At 71.9% G+C, this 17,640-nt stretch carries 14 protein-coding genes; 7 read left to right on the top strand and 7 right to left on the bottom strand.

What is annotated here, in order from left to right:
* Nucleotides 1–14: 14 nt before the first annotated feature.
* The 3 genes from AB0J39_RS13350 to AB0J39_RS13340 form a co-directional block, all read right to left on the bottom strand.
* The gene (locus tag AB0J39_RS13350) at nt 15–4,958 is read right to left on the bottom strand and encodes an NAD-glutamate dehydrogenase (RefSeq protein WP_363463959.1); all 4,944 of its coding nucleotides are present in this window, start codon (nt 4,956–4,958) and stop codon (nt 15–17) included.
* Between the two features lie 27 nt (nt 4,959–4,985).
* Entirely contained in the window at nt 4,986–5,807 is an 822-nt protein-coding gene (locus AB0J39_RS13345; protein ID WP_363463958.1) for a tryptophan 2,3-dioxygenase family protein, read from the bottom strand.
* Nucleotides 5,808–6,105: 298 nt separating this feature from the next.
* Nucleotides 6,106–6,594 carry a hypothetical protein gene (locus AB0J39_RS13340; RefSeq protein ID WP_363463957.1) on the bottom strand — a complete coding sequence of 163 codons (489 nt, stop codon included), beginning with the start codon at nt 6,592–6,594 and terminating at the stop codon, nt 6,106–6,108.
* Nucleotides 6,595–6,669: 75 nt separating this feature from the next.
* On the opposite strand from AB0J39_RS13340, the gene AB0J39_RS13335 reads away from it, so the two are divergent.
* Nucleotides 6,670–9,018, top strand: coding sequence for a bifunctional polysaccharide deacetylase/glycosyltransferase family 2 protein (locus AB0J39_RS13335; RefSeq protein ID WP_363463955.1), 2,349 nt, complete (start codon nt 6,670–6,672; stop codon nt 9,016–9,018).
* Here AB0J39_RS13335 and AB0J39_RS13330 read toward each other — a convergent pair.
* Both AB0J39_RS13330 and AB0J39_RS13325 read right to left on the bottom strand, forming a co-directional pair.
* Nucleotides 8,978–9,175, bottom strand: a complete 198-nt coding sequence (locus tag AB0J39_RS13330) for a zf-HC2 domain-containing protein (RefSeq protein WP_363463953.1) — start codon at nt 9,173–9,175, stop codon at nt 8,978–8,980. The genes AB0J39_RS13335 and AB0J39_RS13330 overlap by 41 nt on opposite strands.
* Nucleotides 9,175–9,762 carry a sigma-70 family RNA polymerase sigma factor gene (locus AB0J39_RS13325; protein ID WP_363463952.1) on the bottom strand — a complete coding sequence of 196 codons (588 nt, stop codon included), beginning with the start codon at nt 9,760–9,762 and terminating at the stop codon, nt 9,175–9,177. Before AB0J39_RS13325 ends, AB0J39_RS13330 begins: the two co-directional genes overlap by 1 nt.
* 123 nt (nt 9,763–9,885) lie before the next feature.
* Between AB0J39_RS13325 and AB0J39_RS13320 the strand changes: the two genes are divergently transcribed.
* From AB0J39_RS13320 to AB0J39_RS13305, 4 genes are all read left to right on the top strand, one after another.
* Nucleotides 9,886–10,488, top strand: coding sequence for a DUF4142 domain-containing protein (locus AB0J39_RS13320; protein ID WP_363463950.1), 603 nt, complete (start codon nt 9,886–9,888; stop codon nt 10,486–10,488).
* 10 nt (nt 10,489–10,498) lie between these two features.
* A complete protein-coding gene (locus AB0J39_RS13315; RefSeq protein ID WP_363463949.1) occupies nt 10,499–11,572 on the top strand; it encodes a DUF1996 domain-containing protein in 1,074 nt (357 codons plus the stop codon).
* A 99-nt stretch (nt 11,573–11,671) separates the two neighbouring features.
* A complete protein-coding gene (locus tag AB0J39_RS13310) occupies nt 11,672–12,544 on the top strand; it encodes a hypothetical protein (protein WP_363463947.1) in 873 nt (290 codons plus the stop codon).
* Complete coding sequence (locus AB0J39_RS13305) at nt 12,541–13,995, top strand: NADH-ubiquinone oxidoreductase-F iron-sulfur binding region domain-containing protein (RefSeq protein ID WP_363463946.1); 1,455 nt, start codon at nt 12,541–12,543, stop codon at nt 13,993–13,995. Before AB0J39_RS13310 ends, AB0J39_RS13305 begins: the two co-directional genes overlap by 4 nt.
* A 33-nt stretch (nt 13,996–14,028) precedes the next feature.
* Here AB0J39_RS13305 and AB0J39_RS13300 read toward each other — a convergent pair whose 3' ends face one another.
* Nucleotides 14,029–15,024: a cysteine synthase family protein gene (locus AB0J39_RS13300; protein ID WP_363463944.1), complete on the bottom strand. Its 996-nt coding sequence runs from the start codon at nt 15,022–15,024 to the stop codon at nt 14,029–14,031.
* A gap of 86 nt (nt 15,025–15,110) precedes the next feature.
* Here AB0J39_RS13300 and AB0J39_RS13295 point away from each other — a divergent pair, with 86 nt between their 5' ends.
* Together AB0J39_RS13295 and AB0J39_RS13290 are read left to right on the top strand one after the other, a co-directional pair.
* A complete protein-coding gene (locus tag AB0J39_RS13295) occupies nt 15,111–15,785 on the top strand; it encodes a winged helix-turn-helix transcriptional regulator (RefSeq protein WP_363463942.1) in 675 nt (224 codons plus the stop codon).
* Nucleotides 15,786–15,892: 107 nt separating this feature from the next.
* The gene (locus AB0J39_RS13290) at nt 15,893–17,353 is read left to right on the top strand and encodes an FAD-binding oxidoreductase (RefSeq protein WP_363463940.1); all 1,461 of its coding nucleotides are present in this window, start codon (nt 15,893–15,895) and stop codon (nt 17,351–17,353) included.
* Between the two features lie 7 nt (nt 17,354–17,360).
* Here AB0J39_RS13290 and AB0J39_RS13285 read toward each other — a convergent pair.
* On the bottom strand, nt 17,361–17,640 hold a 280-nt coding region (locus AB0J39_RS13285), incomplete at its 5' end, for a hypothetical protein (RefSeq protein WP_363463938.1).

Here is a 17,640-nt window from a genome sequence, read left to right as displayed (position 1 = left end):
ATCGGCGAGCACGGTCACGCCTCCGCGTGCGGGAGGTTGCTGGTGGAGACCAGCGTCCGCACCGCGCGCAGCGCGACCGACAGCGTCGCCAGGTCGAAGGTGTCGCTCTCCCAGATCTCCGACAGCGTCTGCCGCGACCGCGTCACCGCGGCCTGGTTGGCCTCCGTCCAGCTCGCCAGCCGCTCCTCCGGCGACAGGCCCGGCCGGCTGTGGATCAGCACGTCCCTGGTCAGCGTCGCGTGGGCGGCGTACAGGTCGTCGCGCAGCGCGGACCTGGCCATGGAGTTCCACCGGCTGTCGCGCGGCAGCGCGATCACCCGTTCGCGCAGCCGGGCGAGCTGGAGCCGGTCGGCCAGGTCGAAGTAGACCTCGGCCACCTCGCTCACCGGCCTTCCGGTGTACGCCGCGATCTCCACGAGGTCGAACGTGGAGTAGGCGGGCACCATCGCCGCGACCCGCTCGGCCAGCTCACCGGGCACGCCCCTGGCCACGAAGGAGTCCCTGCGCTCCTCGTACGCCACCAGGTCGGGGCCGGTCAGCAGCTTGGGCAGGTGCGGCAGCAGGCCGCTCGCGCCCTCGACGAAGTAGCGGACGGTGGAGGACAGGTCGAGCGGCGGGCGGCGGTTGCCGAGCAGCCAGCGGGTGCCGCGCTCGGACAGCTTGCGGCCCTCCAGCAGCATGGCCAGCTGGGTCGCGGTGTCGACCTCGTTGTCCAGCTCCTCGACCTGCCGCGCGAACGACGGCAGGTCGAAGACCTCCCGGGTCACCAGGTAGGCCCGCACGATGTCGGGCGCCGACGCGCCGGTCTCCTCGCCGAAGCGGTAGACGAAGCTGGTCCCGCCGAAGTTGACCACGTCGTTCACGATCCGGGTCGTGATGATCTCCCGGCGCAGCGGGTGGGAGTCCATGTACCCGCGGAAGCGGTCGCGCAGGGCCGAGGGGAAGTACGACACCAGCCACGACGCCAGCGACGGGTCGTCGGGGATGTCCGACTGCAGCAGCTCCGCGTCCACCACGAGCTTGGTGTAGGCGAGCAGCACCGCGAACTCGGGGTTCGCCAGCCCCAGCCCGGCCTGGCGGCGCTCGGCGAGCACCTTGTCCGACGGCAGGAACTCCAGCTCCCGGTTGACCAGCCCCTCGCGTTCCAGCTTCCGCAGGTAGCGGGAGTGGATGTGCAGCATCTCCGGCGCCTGGGCGCGGGCCGCCGCGAGCACGACGTTCTGGGCGTAGTTGTCCTCCAGCACGAGCCTGCCCACCTCGTCGGTCATGTCGAGGAAGAGCTGGTTGCGCTGCTTGTCGGTCATGTCGCCGTCGCGGACGACCTGGTCGAGCAGGATCTTGATGTTCACCTCGTGGTCGGAGGTGTCCACACCGGCCGAGTTGTCGATGAAGTCGGTGTTGATCAGGCCGCCGTTCAGCGCGAACTCGATCCGCGCCCGCTGGGTGAAGCCGAGGTTGCCGCCCTCGCCGACGACCTTGCAGCGCAGGTCTGCCGCGTTGATCCGCAGCGCGTCGTTGGCCTTGTCCCCCGCGTCGGCGTGGGTCTCCGGCGACGCCTTGACGTACGTGCCGATGCCGCCGTTCCACAGCAGGTCGACGGGGGCCCGCAGGATCGCGCTGATCAGGTCGTTCGGCGCGAGCGCGGTGACGCCGTGCGGCAGGCCGAGCGCGGCGCGCGTCTGCGGCGAGACGGGGATCGACTTCGCCGTGCGCGGCCACACGCCGCCGCCCGCCGAGATGAGCGACCTGTCGTAGTCGCCCCACGAGCTCCTGGGCAGCTCGAACAGCCGCCGCCGCTCCGCGAAGCTCCGCGCGGCGTCCGGGTCGGGGTCGACGAACACGTGCCGGTGGTCGAAGGCCGCCACGAGACGGATGTGCTCCGACAGGAGCATGCCGTTGCCGAACACGTCGCCGGACATGTCGCCGATGCCGACCACGGTGAAGTCGGTGGTCTGCACGTTCACGCCGAGCGTGCGGAAGTGGTACTTCACCGACTCCCAGGCGCCCCTGGCGGTGATGCCCATGGCCTTGTGGTCGTAGCCCACGGAACCGCCGGAGGCGAAGGCGTCGCCGAGCCAGTAGCCGTACTCCTTGGCCACCGCGTTGGCGATGTCGGAGAACGTCGCGGTGCCCTTGTCGGCGGCGACCACGAGGTAGGTGTCGTCGCCGTCGTGCCGCACGACGTCGGCCGGCGGCACGACCTGCCCGGCGACCAGGTTGTCGGTCAGGTCGAGCAGGCCGGAGATGAACTGGCGGTAGCAGGCCACGCCCTCGGCCATGAACTCGTCGCGCCCGCCGGCCGGGGGCTGCTTGACGACGAAGCCGCCCTTCGATCCGGTCGGCACGATGACGGTGTTCTTCACCATCTGCGCCTTGACCAGGCCGAGGATCTCCGTGCGGAAGTCCTCCATGCGGTCCGACCAGCGCAGGCCGCCGCGGGCGACCTTGCCGAAGCGCAGGTGCACGCCCTCGACGCGCGGCGAGTACACGAAGATCTCGTACTTCGGCCGGGGCAGCGGCAGCACGCTGATCGCCTGCGGGTCGACCTTCAGCGAGATGTACGCCTTGCGCCTGCCGGTGACGAACTGGCTGCCGGCGGCTCCCGCCTCGCGGCCGTCCTCACGTGCGGCCTGGAAGACGTTGGTGCGCAGCGTCGCCTGGATCATCTCCAGGTAGGCGCGCAGGATGCGGTCCTCGTCGAGCGACGCCACCTCGTCCAGCGAGGCGAGGATCTCCTCGGTCAGCGCGTCGCAGACCTCCGCCCTGGCGTCGTCCGGCCGGCGCGGGTCGAGCCTGGCCTCGAACAGCCGCACCAGCAGCCGGGCCAGCCGCACGTTGCCCTGCAACACCCTTTCTATGTACGACTGGCTGAACGTGGTCCCGGCCTGCCGCAGATACTTGGCGTACGCCCGGAGGATCTCGGCCTGCTCCCAGGTGAGCCCGCCGGCCAGCACGAGCGCGTTGAAGCCGTCGTTCTCCACCTCGCCGCGCCACAGCACGGCGAACGCGTCCTGGAACAACCGCTTGAACTCGTCGCGGTGCACGTCCTCGGAGGGGGTGTACCGCAGGCCGAAGTCGTAGATCCAGGCGTCCTTGGTCTGCGGGTCGTGGTCGCGGTCGATCTCGTACGGCCGCTCGTCCACCACCTCGACGCCCATCCGCGTGAGCAGCGGAAGCACCCGCGACAGCGAGATCGGCGCGCCCAGCCGGTAGAGCTTGAAGCGCCGCTCCCCCTCCGCCGCGCCGTACGGCTCGTAGAGGTTCATGCCGATGGCGTTCGGGTCCTCGCCGAGCGCCTCCAGCCGCTTGAGGTCGGCCACGGCCGTACGGGCCGGGAAGTCGGCCTTGTACCCCTCCGGGAAGGCGGAGGCGTAGCGGCGCAGCAGCCGCGGCGCCTCCTCCTCCGGGCACAGCTCGCCGATCGCGGCGGCGAGGTCGTCCTCCCACGTGCGGGTGGTGGCGGCCAGCCGCGCCTCCAGCTCCTCGACGTCGACCGGCGTCTCGCCGAGCGGCTTGCCGCGCTCGCCGCGGATCACGATGTGCAGCCGGGCCAGCGCCGACTCGCCGATCATCGTGCTGTAGTCGAGCGTGGTGCCGCCGAGCGCCTTCATCAGGATCCGCTGCATGTGCAGGCGGACCTTCGTGGTGTAGCGGTCGCGCGGCAGGAAGATCATGCAGGAGATGTAGCGGCCGTAGTCGTCGCGGCGCAGGAACATCTTGACCTGCTTGCGCTCGCGCAGCCGCAGCACGCCGAGCGCGATGGGCAGCAGCTCGTCCACGGAGATCTGGAAGAGCTCGGTGCGCGGGTAGGTCTCCAGGATCTCCATCAGATCCTTGCCGTCGTGGCTGTCGGGCGACAGCCCCGCGCGCTCCAGCACCTCGGCGAGCTTGCGCCGCAGGACCGGGATCCGGGAGATCGACTCGTTGTACGCCACGTGGGTGAACAGCCCGAGGAACCGCCGCTCGCCGATCACCTCGCCCTCGGGCGAGAAGACCTTGATCCCGACGTAGTCGAGGTAGTGGGGCTTGTAGACGGTGGCCCGGCTGTTGGCCTTGGTGACGATCAGCAGCTGCTTCTCCCGGGCCTTCGCCCGCACCTTCGGCGGCAGGGCCGCGAAGCTGGCCGATCCCGCCTTGTCGGCCCGCAGGATGCCGAGCCCGGTGCCGGGCAGGCCGCGCAGCGCGGCGCCGCCGTCGGTGTCCTCCAGCCGGTATTCCCGGTAGCCGAGGAAGGTGAAGTGGCCGTCGGCCAGCCACCGCAGCAGCTCCATGCCGTCCTCGACCTGCGCGGGGTCGAGCGGCGGCGGGTTGACCGCCAGGTCCTCGGCGGTCTGCACGGCGAGCGCCCGCATCTTGGCGAAGTCCTCGACCGCGCAGCGCACGTCGAGCAGCACCCGCTGCAGGTCGTTCTCCAGCTCCTTGAGCACGCCGTGATCGCCCTGCCGGTCGATCTCGATGTGCATCCACGACTCGCGGACGACCTGCCCGGTCACGTCCCCCTGGCCCGCGACGAGCAGTTCGCCGGTCATGTCCCGGCGCACCCGCATCTGCGGGTGGACGATCAGGTGGGTGCCGATCTCGTGCCGGTCCAGCTCGGTCGTCACCGAGTCGACCAGGAACGGCATGTCGTCGGTGACGATCTGGACCACGGTGCGGCCCGGGTCCCAGCCGCACTCCTCGAGGGTGGGGGTGTAGACGCGGACCAGCGCGCGTCCCTGCGGCCGGTGCTGGGCCAGGTGGCGGTGGGCCATCGCCGGGCCGTACACGTCCACCGGGTCGCGGTCGATCAGGTCCTCGACGGGGACGTTGCGGTAGTACCGCCTCAGGAAGGCCAGGGGGTCCTCGCCCTCCACCTGCAGCGCTCCCGGCGCGTGCGCGCACCTTTCGGCGGCGAGACGGAGAAGCTCATCCAATGCTTCATCCGATTCCTGCCGATCTAGCGCCATTTCGAGCGGCATGTCGCTACTCACTCCCTTGTGAGGATTTCAAAGCCAGGCCCGGAGTTCCCACAACAGGGGAAAGAAGTGCATACGCGTCCGTCCCCTCAAGTACGGTGCCCCGGACGAGCCTCCCGTACCGGATTTCGTGCCGATCTGGCGCTCCACCATCTGCACGTGCCTCATCCGCCAGAGGGCGGTGGTCTCGTCGTGCGTGAGGAGATCTTCGGCCAGGTCCCACAGGTCGTCGTACGCTCCCCGGTCACGGGCCACGGCCAGCAGGGAGTCCATGATCTCTTCGTCGGAGACCGGCAGGCCCCGCTGGGAGAGGGCGATGAGGTAGGCGTCCCACAGGGTCGGTTCGGCGAGCCGCCGCCGCAACCTGGCGATCTCCGCGTCGTCGGCGTCCCGGAGCCGGCCCAGGTACGACGGGTCCTTGGCGCCGGAGAGGAACTCCAGCTCACGGAACTGGACCGACTGGAAACCGCTCGCGGGGGCGAGGACCGACCGGAACTCCAGGAAGTCCTGCGGCGTCATCGTCTCCAGCACCTGGACCTGGTCGACCATGACCTTCTCCACCGCGTGGACGCGGCGGAACAGGTGCCTGGCGCGCCACAGCGCGCCCTCGATCATCGCGTCCCTGATCCGCTCCAGCTCGTGCAACAGGAGCTTGAACCACAGCTCGTAGACCTGGTGGACGGTGATGAACAGCAGCTCGTCGCTGGCCCCGGACCGCTGCTCCTGCTGGGCGAGCAGCTCGGGCAGGCGCAGGTAGCCGCCGTAGGACAGGCGCCCGCCCTCCTCGCCGAAGCTGCGGGGCGGGGGCAGCACGTCCCCCGATCCAGCTCGGCCGTACGGCGTCGCAGGCATGCGCCACTCCTCCACGATGGGCGCGTCCCTTCCGATCCCCATTGATCGAAAGCCCGGCACCACCGCACCCGATACCACCCCATAACAGCACAAACGTCAACTTCGTCCATGCGTTCACAGCAGGGGCCGGTGCTGCGCCCATTTAACCAGTCCCACCCCCGCCGGGAGCCTCAACCGAACGCATCCTCGAGTCCTCCGCACGGGACATCGGGAAAGCCGGAACCCTCGGATCACGAAATGGTTCGAACTTCTCGAAGCTGCTTTCGACTCGCGTACGATCATGATCCGTGGAAGATCATCACCCGGCGCGTACGGCCGTCTTCGTGGACCAGAGCGGACGCCGGGCCAAGATCTTGACGGCCGCCGCGGTCGGCGGGGCGATCGTCGTCCTCGCGCTGACGCTCACCCTGGTGAGCGGAGCACTGACAGGCCCCGAGCTTCCCCCGATGGGCTGGGTCGGCACGCAGGGACGACAGGTGGTGGAACGCTCCTCCCTGAGCTCCCCCACCCCGTCCCCGGAATCCGAAAACAGGTCCGAGCACAGGCGTGTCCCCCGGGCGGGCGGCACGCCGCACGCGACGACGGCCCCGGCGCGGCGGGCGACCTCCGGCCGCGGCCTGCCGAGCAGGGTCCCCTCCGCCTCGCCTTCCCCCCGGAGCCCGAAACCGAGCACGACGCCTCCGGCGGGCCGTGAGCCGGACGTGAAGATCTCCTCGTCGGGGCGGTCCGCGCCGCCGTCGCCCGCACCGGAGGTCCCGCGGACCACGGCGCCGTCCGGAGAGGTCACGCGGACCCCGGCACCGGAGCCCAGCGTGGTCCAGACGCCTCCCGGACAGCCCGGGCAGCCGCCCGGCACGGCCCAGTGAGACGTCAGCGCGGAACGGCCCAGCGCGGAACGGCCCAGCGCGGAACGGCCCGGCGAAGACCGGCTCAGCGCAGGCCGGCCCAGCGAAGACCGGCTCAGCGCAGGCCTCCCGAGCCGCGCGGTCACTGGGTCCTCGTCGCGATCGCCGCGCTGCTCATGGCCGGAGGGCTGCTGCTCAACGCGTACGCGCACAACGTCGTCGGCGAGACCGGGCCGCCCGCGGCCGACTACGGCGACTCCGCCGAGCTCGAACGGATCCGCTCCGGCGGCCCGCTGGTCAACGTCTCGGGATCGCGGCCGCTCAGCGCGCGGCCCAAGCCGCGCACGGTGGCGCTCACCTTCGACGACGGTCCCGATCCGCGCTGGACTCCCCGGCTGCTCGACCTGCTCCGCGAGCACCACGCGAAGGCGACCTTCTTCGTGCTGGGGGCGCACGTCGCCGAGCACCCCGCGCTCGCCCGCCGGCTGGTCGCCGAGGGGCACGAGATCGGCAACCACACCTACACCCACGCCGACCTCGGCGCCGTGCCGGCCTGGCGGGCCCGCGTCGAGATGTCCCTGACGCAGAAGACGCTGGCCGCGGCCGCCGGGATCCACACCCGCCTCGCCCGCATGCCGTACTCCTCGGCCCCCGGCGCGGCCGGGTACGGGCAGCTCTCGGCGATGCGGCTGCTCGGCGACGAGGGATACCTGGTGACGTTCACCGACGTGGACACGGGCGACTGGAGCCGCCCGCCCGTGGACGAGATGGTCCTCGCGTCCCTCGCGCGCACGGCCGAGGGCGAGGGCGCGGTGATCATGTTCCACGACTCGGGCGGCGACCGCACCCGGACGTTGGCCGCCGTCGACCGGCTGCTCACCCGGCTGGAGAAGAAGGGATACACCGCGACCACGCTCACGGACGCCGTCGGGCTCCCCACGGCGCACACCGCCGCCTCCCCCGGCGAGCGCGTCCTGGGCACGGTCCTGACATTCGCCCAGCGCGCCTCCTTCGCCCTCGTAGAGGCGCTCGGCTGGTTCCTCGCCGCGGCCGGCGCGCTCACCCTGCTGAGGTCGGCCCTGTTCGCCGCGCTGGCGTGGGCGCACGCCCGCAGGACGCGCGGCCGGCCCGCGACCACCGGCGTCCCCCGACGGGCGGCCGCACCGCCGGTCTCGGTGATCGTCCCCGCGTACAACGAGGCGGCGGGGATCGAGGCGACGGTGCGGTCCCTGGTGAGGACCGACTATCCCGGCCAGGTCGAGGTCGTCGTCGTGGACGACGGCTCAACCGACGGGACGGGAGCGATCGCCGCCTCGCTCGGACTTCCCGGGGTCCGGGTGATCCGGCAGCCGAACGCCGGGAAGCCCGCGGCGCTCACCACCGGGATCGCCCACGCCGCCCACGACGTCCTGGTCATGGTCGACGGCGACACCGTCTTCGAGCCCCCGACCATCGGGCACCTCGTACGGCCGCTCGCGGACCGGACGGTCGGCGCGGTCAGCGGCAACACCAAGGTCGGCAACCGGCGCGGGCTGATCGGGCGCTGGCAGCACATCGAGTACGTCGTCGGGTTCAACCTGGACCGCCGCGCGTTCGACCTGCTCGGCTGCATGGCGACGGTGCCGGGGGCGATCGGCGCGTTCCGCCGCGAGGCGGTGGCCTCGGCCGGCGGCGTCAGCGCGGACACGCTCGCCGAGGACACCGATCTGACCATGGCGATCTGCCGCGAAGGCTGGCGGGTGGTCTACGAGGAGCGGGCCCGCGCGTGGACCGAGGCGCCCACCTCGCTCGGCCAGCTGTGGCGGCAGCGGTACCGGTGGTGCTACGGCACGCTGCAGGCGATCTGGAAGCATCGCGGGGCGGTCCTGGAGCGCCGGCCCTTCGGCCGCCGATGCCTCGGATATCTCGCGCTGTTCCAGCTGATCCTGCCGCTGCTGGCCCCCGTCGTCGACGTCATGGCGCTGTACGGCCTGCTCGTCGGCGACCCTCTTCCGGTGGTCGCGGTGTGGGCCGGCTTCGTCGCGCTGCAGGCCCTCACCGGCTGGTACGCGTTGCGCCTGGACGGTGAGCGCGCCTCGGTGCTGTGGGCGCTGCCTCTGCAGCAGCTCGTCTACCGGCAGCTGATGTATCTGGTCGTCATCCAGTCCGTGGCCACCGCGGTCCTGGGCGCGCGGCTGCGCTGGCACACGGTCCGCAGGGAGGGCACGTTCGCCTTAGCGGGCGCACCGGCCGTCACGGAACCGGCCGTCACGGAACGGGCCTTCACGGAACCGGCCTTCACGGAACCGGCCGCTGGGAGACCCGCGGCCCGCCGGCGCCGGACGGTCAGGGGTGCGAGCGCTCCGAGGAGACGGAGCCGTCCTTGACGGCGTCGAGCATGCCGGGCAGCTCCTGCGTCTCCAGCAGTTCCGCCCGGCATGGCGCGCATTCGTCGAGGTGCCGTTCGAACGCCTCGGCCTCGTCGTCGTCCAGCACTCCCAGGGCGTACGCTGCCACGTCGAAGTGCGGCGACGACGCGGACATCAGCTGGCCACCCCCCTCTCCTTCAGGGCCGTGCGAAGAGCACGCAGGGCGTAAAAGAGCCTGGATTTCACGGTACCCGGTGGGATGCCCAGAACTTCGGCCGCTTGGCTTACCGTCCGGTCGCGTAAGTATGTCTCTTCGATAACTTCCCGGTGCTGGCTCGACAGGTGCCGCAGCGCGTCCGCGACCACGATGGCCGCCAGCGTGCGGTCCGAGCCGTCCGGCACGGCGATGCTGTCCTCTTCGGGAGCCTCCACCTCCCTCGGCCGTACGCCGCGCCTGCGGCGCCCGTCGATCACGATGCGGCGGGCGACGGTGAGGAGCCACGCCCACAGCAAGGGCGGCTCCCACGTCAGCTTCGCCGCGTTACGCCAGGCACGCACCAGCGTCTCCTGGACGACGTCCTCAGCCCATTGCAGGTCGTTGCCGGTCGTCTTGCGCACGTGCCGCAGCAGCGGACCGCCGAACTCGCGGTACAGCTCCCGGATCAGGCGTTCGTCCCGATCGGGGTCGTCGTTGTCTGCGTCGTAGTCGGGGGTGGGGTCCAGACGTGCGAACCGGCTGTCGAGTTGTCGACGCACGGCCACATATTTGCACCAGGGTTACTGGTTCGTACACCACATCCGTAACTCCAGTCATTTCTGACTATTTCCTGAACCGCCCCCGCAGGAACCGCGTACCTCCGACCGAAGGTCACGAAAGGAGGCACGATGCGGTTGCGGTTCGGGGAACTCCTGGTGCTCGGCGTCTTCCTCTTCGCGGCGGCCGTCACGGTGATCGTGGTCGTCCCCCGGAGCGCGTCGTCCCAGTCGGACGGGACGGGCCCGGGCTGGACGCAGACCCCCTACGGCCCGCTCGGCCCGGCCGACCGCGACCTGCTGGTCAGGGTGCGCTGGGCCGGGCTCTGGGAGATCCCCGCCGGCCGCTGGGCCCAGGACCGGGCCGGCGGCGACGCGGTCAAGGACGTCGGCAGGCACCTCGTGGAGGACCACACCAAGCTCGACGCGGCGGTCAGGGAACTGGCCGCCAAGCTCGCCGTCCCGCTGCCGGACCAGCCGAATCCCGACCAGCGCGGCTGGCTGGACGAGATGGCCGCCGCGCGCGGCGCCGGCTTCGACCGCGTCTTCACCGCACGCCTGCGCGACGCCCACGGCAAGGTGTTCACCTTCGTCTCCGCCGTCCGCGCCGGCACCCGCAACAGCCTGATCCGCGACTTCGCCGGGCAGGCGGTCGGCGTCGTGATGAAGCACATGACCCTGCTCGAAGGCACGGGCCTCGTCGACTACGCCACGCTGCCCACCCCCAACGTCTGAAGGAGCATCCATGCGAAAACGGCTCGTGCTCGCGATCGCCGGCGTACTGATCGCGGGCTCGCTGACCGGTGTGGGCTTGCCCGCGCTCGCCGACCACTGCGACCCCTCCGTCCAGGGCGCGGAGTGCGAGGACGTCGGCCCGGCCCTGGAGGACTTCGTCGACATCCGGCAGGTCCCGCCGGGCGGCATCGGCGTACGCGCCGGGCGCGGCTCGTTCACCTCACGCTGCGGACGCAACGAGAACGGCCACCGCAACTCCGACAACCACATCGTCACGCCCGGGGTGTCGAACGGCGCGCACCACGTGCACGACTACGTCGGCAACCTCACCACCAACGGCTTCTCGACCGACGAGAGCCTCGCCGCGGGCGGCACGACCTGCCGGTTCGGCGACAGGTCGGCGTACTTCTGGCCCGTGCTGCGCGGCCGGACCGGCGTCGCCGCCCAGACCGCCGCCTCCCCTTCGTCCTCCGCGAGCGCGGCACAGGGCGTACGCGGCGGCCGGGGCACGGGCGTAGGCACGGGGGCGGGGGCGGGGGCGGACGAGCCGGGCGGCGCGTCCGAGGGCAACGTCGGCAGGATCCTCCCGGCCCGGTCGGTCACGCTGCAGTTCCGCGGCAACCCGGTCAGCAGGGTCGTGGCGATGCCCCGGTTCCTCCGGCTGATCACCGGCGACGCGAAGGCCGCCACCAACGGCGGCGCCAACGCCCGGGCGCAGTGGACCTGCACCGGCTTCACCAACCGCCTGACCGGTAAGTATCCGCTCTGTCCGAGAGGCAGCCTGGTGCTGCGGATCCTCGACTTCCCGAGTTGCTGGGACGGGCGGAACACCGACAGCGCCGACCACAGGACGCACGTCGTGTTCCCCGGCGCGGACGGCGCCTGCCCCGCGGGCACCCGGGCCATCCCGCAGTTGCGCATGACCCTGGCCTACGCGGTGCCCGGCGGGCCGTCGTTCGCGGTGGACAGCTTCCCCGAGCAGTCGCACGACCCGATCACCGATCACGCCGACTTCGAGAACGTCATGCCCGACCGGCTGATGAGCACGGTCGTCTCCTGCGTCAACCGCGGCCTGCGCTGCTGAGATCGCCGATCGTGCCGTTCCCCGTCCGGTCCTTCGCAGACCACCCCCCCGCCCGAGGACGGGGAACGGCACCCCGCTTCGAGCCAGACGGAGGAATCAGTGCCCAACAGACGGGCTCCCCGGCACACCCGGCCGGATTCCGGCCTCGACCTGGAAAGACGCGGCGTGCGGATCGGCCTCGGCGCCGTGGTCACCCTGGTCGTCACCGGAGGGCTCGCCGCCACGCGGACCAGCGGCGGCGCGGTGTTCCTGGCCGAGGCCCAGTCGTTCCTCACGTTCTACGCCGGGGTCTTCTCGCTCGTCGGCCTCACGACGACGGTCGCCCTCGGCCTGGCCGCGACCGACCGCGTCGTCCTGCCGATCTCCCAGCGGGTGCGGGTCCAGCTCGTGCACCGCGCCATGGCGCTGCTCGGCGTCGGCTTCCTGATCGTGCACATCGGCATGAAGATCGCCGCCGGGCTGGTGCCGCCGTACGGGTCGGTGATCCCCTCTACCGACGTCTACGTGTCGCTGGGAGCCGTGGCCTCGGACCTGTTCGTCGTCATCGTCGCGACCGGCGTGATGCGCGGCAGGTTCGCCCAGGCGGAGCGGCCCTGGCTGTGGCGGGGCCTGCACGACCTCGCCTACCTCGCCTGGCCCGTGGCGATCCTGCACGGGCTCACCGCCGGCCGGGCCGCCGCCCCCTGGGTGACCCTCAGCTACGTCGCCTGTCTGGCGGCGGTCGGCGCCGCCCTGCTGATCCGCCTCGCCGCCGCCACCCGGCCCGCCCGGCAGTCCGCGACCGACGAGTGGGCCACAGAACGGAGCGCCGGCCGTACGGCGCGCGAGGACCTCGGCGCGCCGCGACCGGTGCGACGGCAGCGGCGGGCGCCGCGTGAGGCCACTGTCCTCGGCCGCACCGGCACCGATCCCCTCGACGTCCTCGACACTCCTGTCACCCCCCAGGAACCCCGCCTCCGGAGGATCGTGTGATTCCCTACCGCGTCTCCCACATCCGGCGGATCGGCCCGGCCCGGCTCACCGCCGGGCTGGACGACCACCGCAGGCTCGACCTGAACGCGCACTACAGATTCCACGACCGGCTCCCGGCCCAGACCGTGGACACGCTCGTCTCCATGGCCGAGGAGGTGGACCTGCGGGGCCGGGGCGGGGCCGCGTTCCCGTTCGCGCGCAAGCTGCGCGCCGTCGCCTCCCGCGCCCGCGACGGCGAGACCGTCGTGCTGGTGAACGCCGCCGAGGGCGAGCCCGCCAGCCTGAAGGACAAGACCCTGCTGACCCGGGCGCCCCACCTGGTGCTGGAGGGCGCGCTGCTCGCGGCCAGCGCGCTCGGCGCACGGGAGGTGGTGATCGCGGTCGGCGCCGGCGAGCTGGCCGAGGCCTCGGTCACCGCCGCCGTCGCCGAGCGCGGCCTGACCGGGCTGGTCCGGGTCGCGGGCATCCAGGAGCGGTTCGTCTCCGGGGAGGGCGGCGCGCTGGTCCGCGCGGTCAACGGCGAGGCGGGCCTGCCCCCGGGACGCAGGGTCCGCTCCAGCGACAGCGGGGTGCGCGGGCTGCCCACGCTGCTGTCGAACACCGAGACCTTCGCCCAGCTCGCCGTGCTCGCCGAGCTGGGACCGGAGGAGTACGCCGCGGTCGGCACCGTGCAGGAGCCGGGGACGATCCTGCTGACGGTCGGCGGCTCGGTGACCACCCCCGCGGTCGTGGAGGTCGCGCCGGGCGTGCCGCTGGCCGACGTGCTGGCCCTCTGCGGAGCCGAGCTCGGCGACGGGCTGCTGCTCGGCGGCTACCACGGCACGTGGATGGCCGCCGAGGACGCGTACGGCGCGATCCTGTCCCGGCGCGGCGCGAAGGAGTCGGGCGGCGAACTGGGCGCGGGCATCGTCGTGGTCCTGGGCGAGGACACCTGCCCGCTCGGCGAGACGGCGCGGGTGGCGGGCTACCTCGCCGCGCAGTCGGCCGGGCAGTGCGGGCCGTGCCGCCTCGGCCTGCCTGAGCTCGCGCGGGCCTGCCGGCAGCTGCAGGACGGCGACCCCGACGGCCCCGGCCTCGTCCGCCGGGCCGCCGCCGCCGTGAAGGGCCGCGGCGCCTGCTTCCACCCGGACGGCTCGGCCAGGTTCGTGCTGTCGGCCCTGGACGCGTTCGCCGAGGACGTGGAGGAGCACCGCTTCCACGGCGGCTGCGGGCGCGTCACGAAGGGCGTGCTGCCCCTGCCGGTCGAGGACGCGCGGGACGCCAGGCTCGTCGTCGACTGGACCCGCTGCCAGGGCCACGGCCTGTGCGCGCACCTCGTGCCCGAGCTGGTCAAGCTCGACCGCCACGGCTTCCCGGTGTTCATGGACACCGGCGTCCCCTCCTGGCTGCTCGGCGAGGCGCAGAAGGCCGTGGAGATGTGCCCCGCGCTCGCCCTGCGGATAGGAGCGTAGTCCGGCATGGCGGGCAGTCGCCGAGGTGCGCGATCACGGTTCATCGCGAAGTGTGACGCGCCGGCGCCGGTACACGTCGGTGCCGAGGTATTTCAGCCCCGAGTCCACCAGCAGGGTGACGACTCTGGCGCGTGGCCCGAGGCGCCGCCCGACCTGGATCGCGGCGAGGACGTTCGCGCCGGACGAGGTTCCGGCGAACAACCCCTCCTCCCTGGCCAGGCGCCTGGCCATCTCCTCGGCGTCGTCGGTGGAGATCGAGATGACTTCGTCCACCAGGGCGGCATTCCACATGGGCGGCGGGTAGCCGATGCCGATGCCCTCGATGCGGTGGGCGCCGGGCCGGGAACCGGACAGCACGGCCGACTCGGCCGGTTCGACCGCTATCACCCGGAGCTCCGGGTTGCGGCGCTTGAGCGGGGTGCTCGCTCCGCGCAGCGAGGCCGCCGTGCCGACCGACTGGACGAACGCGTCGAGCCGCCCACCCGACTGCGCCCAGATCTCCTCGCCCATCGCGTGGTAGCCGGCGATGCTGTCGGTGTTGGTGAGCTGGTCGGTCCAGTAGGTGCCCGGCCGGCGGCTGAGCTCCCCGGCGGTCTCGATCATGCTGAGGATCAGCGACTTCGTGATCAGTCCTCCCTCACTGGGGATGAGGGTGAGCTCCGCGCCGAACGCCGCCATCTGGATGAGCTTGTCCTCACTGAAGGCGTCCGAGCTGACGATGCGCAGGCGATATCCCTTCACCGCGCAGACCAGGGCGAGGGAGGCGCCGGTGCTGCCACCCGTGTATTCGACGACGGTGTCGCCGGGGCTCAGCCGCCCGTCGTCCTCGGCCCTGGCGATCATCGCCTGCGCCATGCGGTCCTTCATGCTGCCCGTGGGGTTCCGGCCTTCGATCTTGACGAAGATCTCCGCGCACCCGGGCGGCACGACGCCGCGCAGCCTCACGAGCGGAGTGTCTCCGATCGTTTCCAGTACGCCCCCGCCGATGCTCATGACGCCGCCGGTCCTTTCGTCGATGCCCGCGCTCACGGCTCCGATCGTCGAACCTGTGCGCCGCCCCCGACAGTTCAACTTCTGAACCCCCAGGCTCCGGCATCCGTGCCTACCATGCACCCGTGAACGGATACGGCCAGTTCTGCGCGGTCGCGCGCGCTCTGGAACTTCTGGGCGAACGCTGGACGCTGCTGATCGTGCGGGAGCTACTGCTCGGCGCGTCGAGTTTCACCGACATCCGCCGCGGCCTGCCCCGCATCCCGCGGGCGACGCTGGCCGCACGGCTGCGCGCCCTGCGCGCCGCGGGCATCCTCGACGATTACCGGCTCACCGAGGCGGGCGCCGCCCTGGCTCCGGTGGTACGGGAACTCGCGCGATGGGCGGTCGCCACCGACAGCGTCGCCCTCACCGAGGACGATCTCGACACCGCCGCGTTGACCTGGGACATGCGACGCCGCGTGAACCCCGCCGCGTTGCCGGAGCGCACCGTCGTGCTCGCGATCGAGTTCACCGACCGTCCGCCGGCCGACCGCAGATACTGGCTGCACCTGTCCAGGACGAGCGTCGATCTGTGCCGGCAGGACATCGGAGCTCCCGTCGACGTCTGGCTCTGCGCGCCGACCGCGGCGGCGACCCGGTGGTGGCTCGGTGACCTCTCCTGGGCGCAGCTGCTGCGGCAGCCGGGCGTACGGGTCGACGGCGACCGGACGCTGCAGCGCCAGATGCACCGCTGGTTCGATCGCTATGTGTTCACTCCGGAGACCCTCGGCCTGCCACAGGCGTCCCCTTCCGGCTGAACGACGGTCGGCTGCCGAGGATAGGGACGTGGTGATAGCAATGTGACCAACCAGACCGGATCCGCAGGCGTCTCAACGAGGTAGATCACCACCTCGGGAGTACGACCATGATCGACAGACGGAGTTTCCTTCGAGTCTCGGCGCTGGCCGGGGCCGGCGCGTTCGCGGGCACGGCTTTCGCGCCCGCGGGTCCCCGTCCCGCCGACTGGTCCGCGCTCGGCCGGGGGCTGGACGGCAGACTGATCCGCCCCGGCGACGCGTCGTACGACAACGCGCGCCGCGTGTTCAACTCGGCCTTCGACTCCGTACGGCCGTCCGGGGTGGCCTACTGCAAAACGGCGGCGGACGTGTCGGAGTGCCTGGCGTTCGCCCGGCGCTACGGCGTGCCGGTGACCTCGCGGTCGGGCGGCCACAGCTACGCGGGCTGGTCCACGGGCAGCGGCCTCGTGATCGACGTGTCGCCGATGAGCGCCGTGTCGTATTCGGGCGGCCACGCCACGGTCGGCGCCGGGGCGCGGCTGGTCGACGTGTACGCCAAGCTGGCCGCGCACGGCGTCAGCATCCCGGCGGGCTCCTGCCCGACGGTCGGGGTGGCCGGGCTCACGCTGGGCGGCGGCATCGGCGTGGTGTCGCGGCAGTACGGCCTGACCTGCGACGTGCTGGAGTCGCTGAAGGTCGTCACGGCGGACGGGAAGGTGCTCACCTGCTCGCCGAGCTCGCACCCGGACCTCTACTGGGCCTCGCGCGGCGGCGGTGGCGGCAACTTCGGCGTGGCGACGTCGTTCACGTTCCGGACGCATCCGACGCGTTCGGTGACCCTGTTCTTCCTGCACTGGCCCTGGTCGAAGGCCGCGGCCGTGCTGAAGGCCTGGCAGGCGTGGGCGCCCGCCGCGCCCGACGCGATGTGGTCCAACTGCCACCTCGGCCACGACCCGTCGCCCGACGTGATGGTCGGCGGGCTGTATCTCGGCGGCAAGGCGGCGTGCGAGAACCTGCTGCAGAAGCTCGTCGACCGCGTCGGCTCCGGCCCCTCGAACCGGTACGTCGCGGTCTCGGCGTACGACCACGCGATGATGGTGGAGGCGGGCTGCGCGTCGATGTCCGTGGCCCAGTGCCACCGCCCCGGCACCCTGCCGGGCCAGAACCCGAGCGGCAGGCTCGTCCGCGACTCGTTCTCGGCCAAGTCGCACTTCGCCTACACCCCGCTGTCGTCCGCCGGGATCAAGGCGCTGCTGGCCCAGGTCGCCGCGCCGGGACGGCACACCGTGATGCTCGACGCGATGGGCGGCGCCATCGGCCGCGTCCGCCCCGACGCCACCGCGTTCCCGCACCGCAAGGCGCTGTTCAGCGTGCAGTACTTCTCGCACTTCGGCGGCGCCGCCGCCTGGGCCCGGGCCGCCCACGCCGCCATGAGGCCCTACTTCGGCGACCACGCGTACGTGAACTACGTCGACCCCGAGCTCAAGAACTGGCGGCAGCAGTACTACGGCGCCAACGCCGCCCGTCTGGCCCAGGTCAAGGCGGCGTACGACCCCGGTCGCCTGTTCCGCCTCCCGCAGGGCGTCTGAGAACGGGTCATGCGGTGCGGAAGGGCTCGATTCCGGCGGTCACGAACGTGGCCAGGGCGCGTACGTCCTCGTCGAGCACGCCGGGCGGGTGGTGGGCGAAGCGCTGCGACGCCTGCCCGGCCGCCATGCCGAGCACGGTGGTGGTGACGATGCGTTCGAGCCGCTCGACGTGGTCGCCGCCGACGCCCGCCTGACGGAGCAGCTCGTGGATGTGCGCGCGCACCTCGCGGGCGGCCGCTGAGGCCGCCGGCCTGCTGAGCAGCAGGGTGAACGCCGCCGGATGCCGG

The organism is Microbispora sp. NPDC049633, assembly GCF_040675265.1.
Lineage (GTDB): Bacteria > Actinomycetota > Actinomycetes > Streptosporangiales > Streptosporangiaceae > Microbispora > Microbispora maris.
The sequence above is the reverse complement of the archived record's forward strand: the minus strand, read 5'-3'. Positions and strand labels throughout refer to the sequence as shown.

Coding starts and splice junctions, on each gene's coding strand:
- AB0J39_RS13350 (WP_363463959.1), bottom strand. CDS start 4,958: ATGCCGCTCGAAATGGCGCTAGATCGGCAGGAATCGGATGAAGCATTG.
- AB0J39_RS13345 (WP_363463958.1), bottom strand. CDS start 5,807: ATGCCTGCGACGCCGTACGGCCGAGCTGGATCGGGGGACGTGCTGCCC.
- AB0J39_RS13330 (WP_363463953.1), bottom strand. CDS start 9,175: ATGTCCGCGTCGTCGCCGCACTTCGACGTGGCAGCGTACGCCCTGGGA.
- AB0J39_RS13320 (WP_363463950.1), top strand. CDS start 9,886: ATGCGGTTGCGGTTCGGGGAACTCCTGGTGCTCGGCGTCTTCCTCTTC.
- AB0J39_RS13315 (WP_363463949.1), top strand. CDS start 10,499: ATGCGAAAACGGCTCGTGCTCGCGATCGCCGGCGTACTGATCGCGGGC.
- AB0J39_RS13290 (WP_363463940.1), top strand. CDS start 15,893: ATGATCGACAGACGGAGTTTCCTTCGAGTCTCGGCGCTGGCCGGGGCC.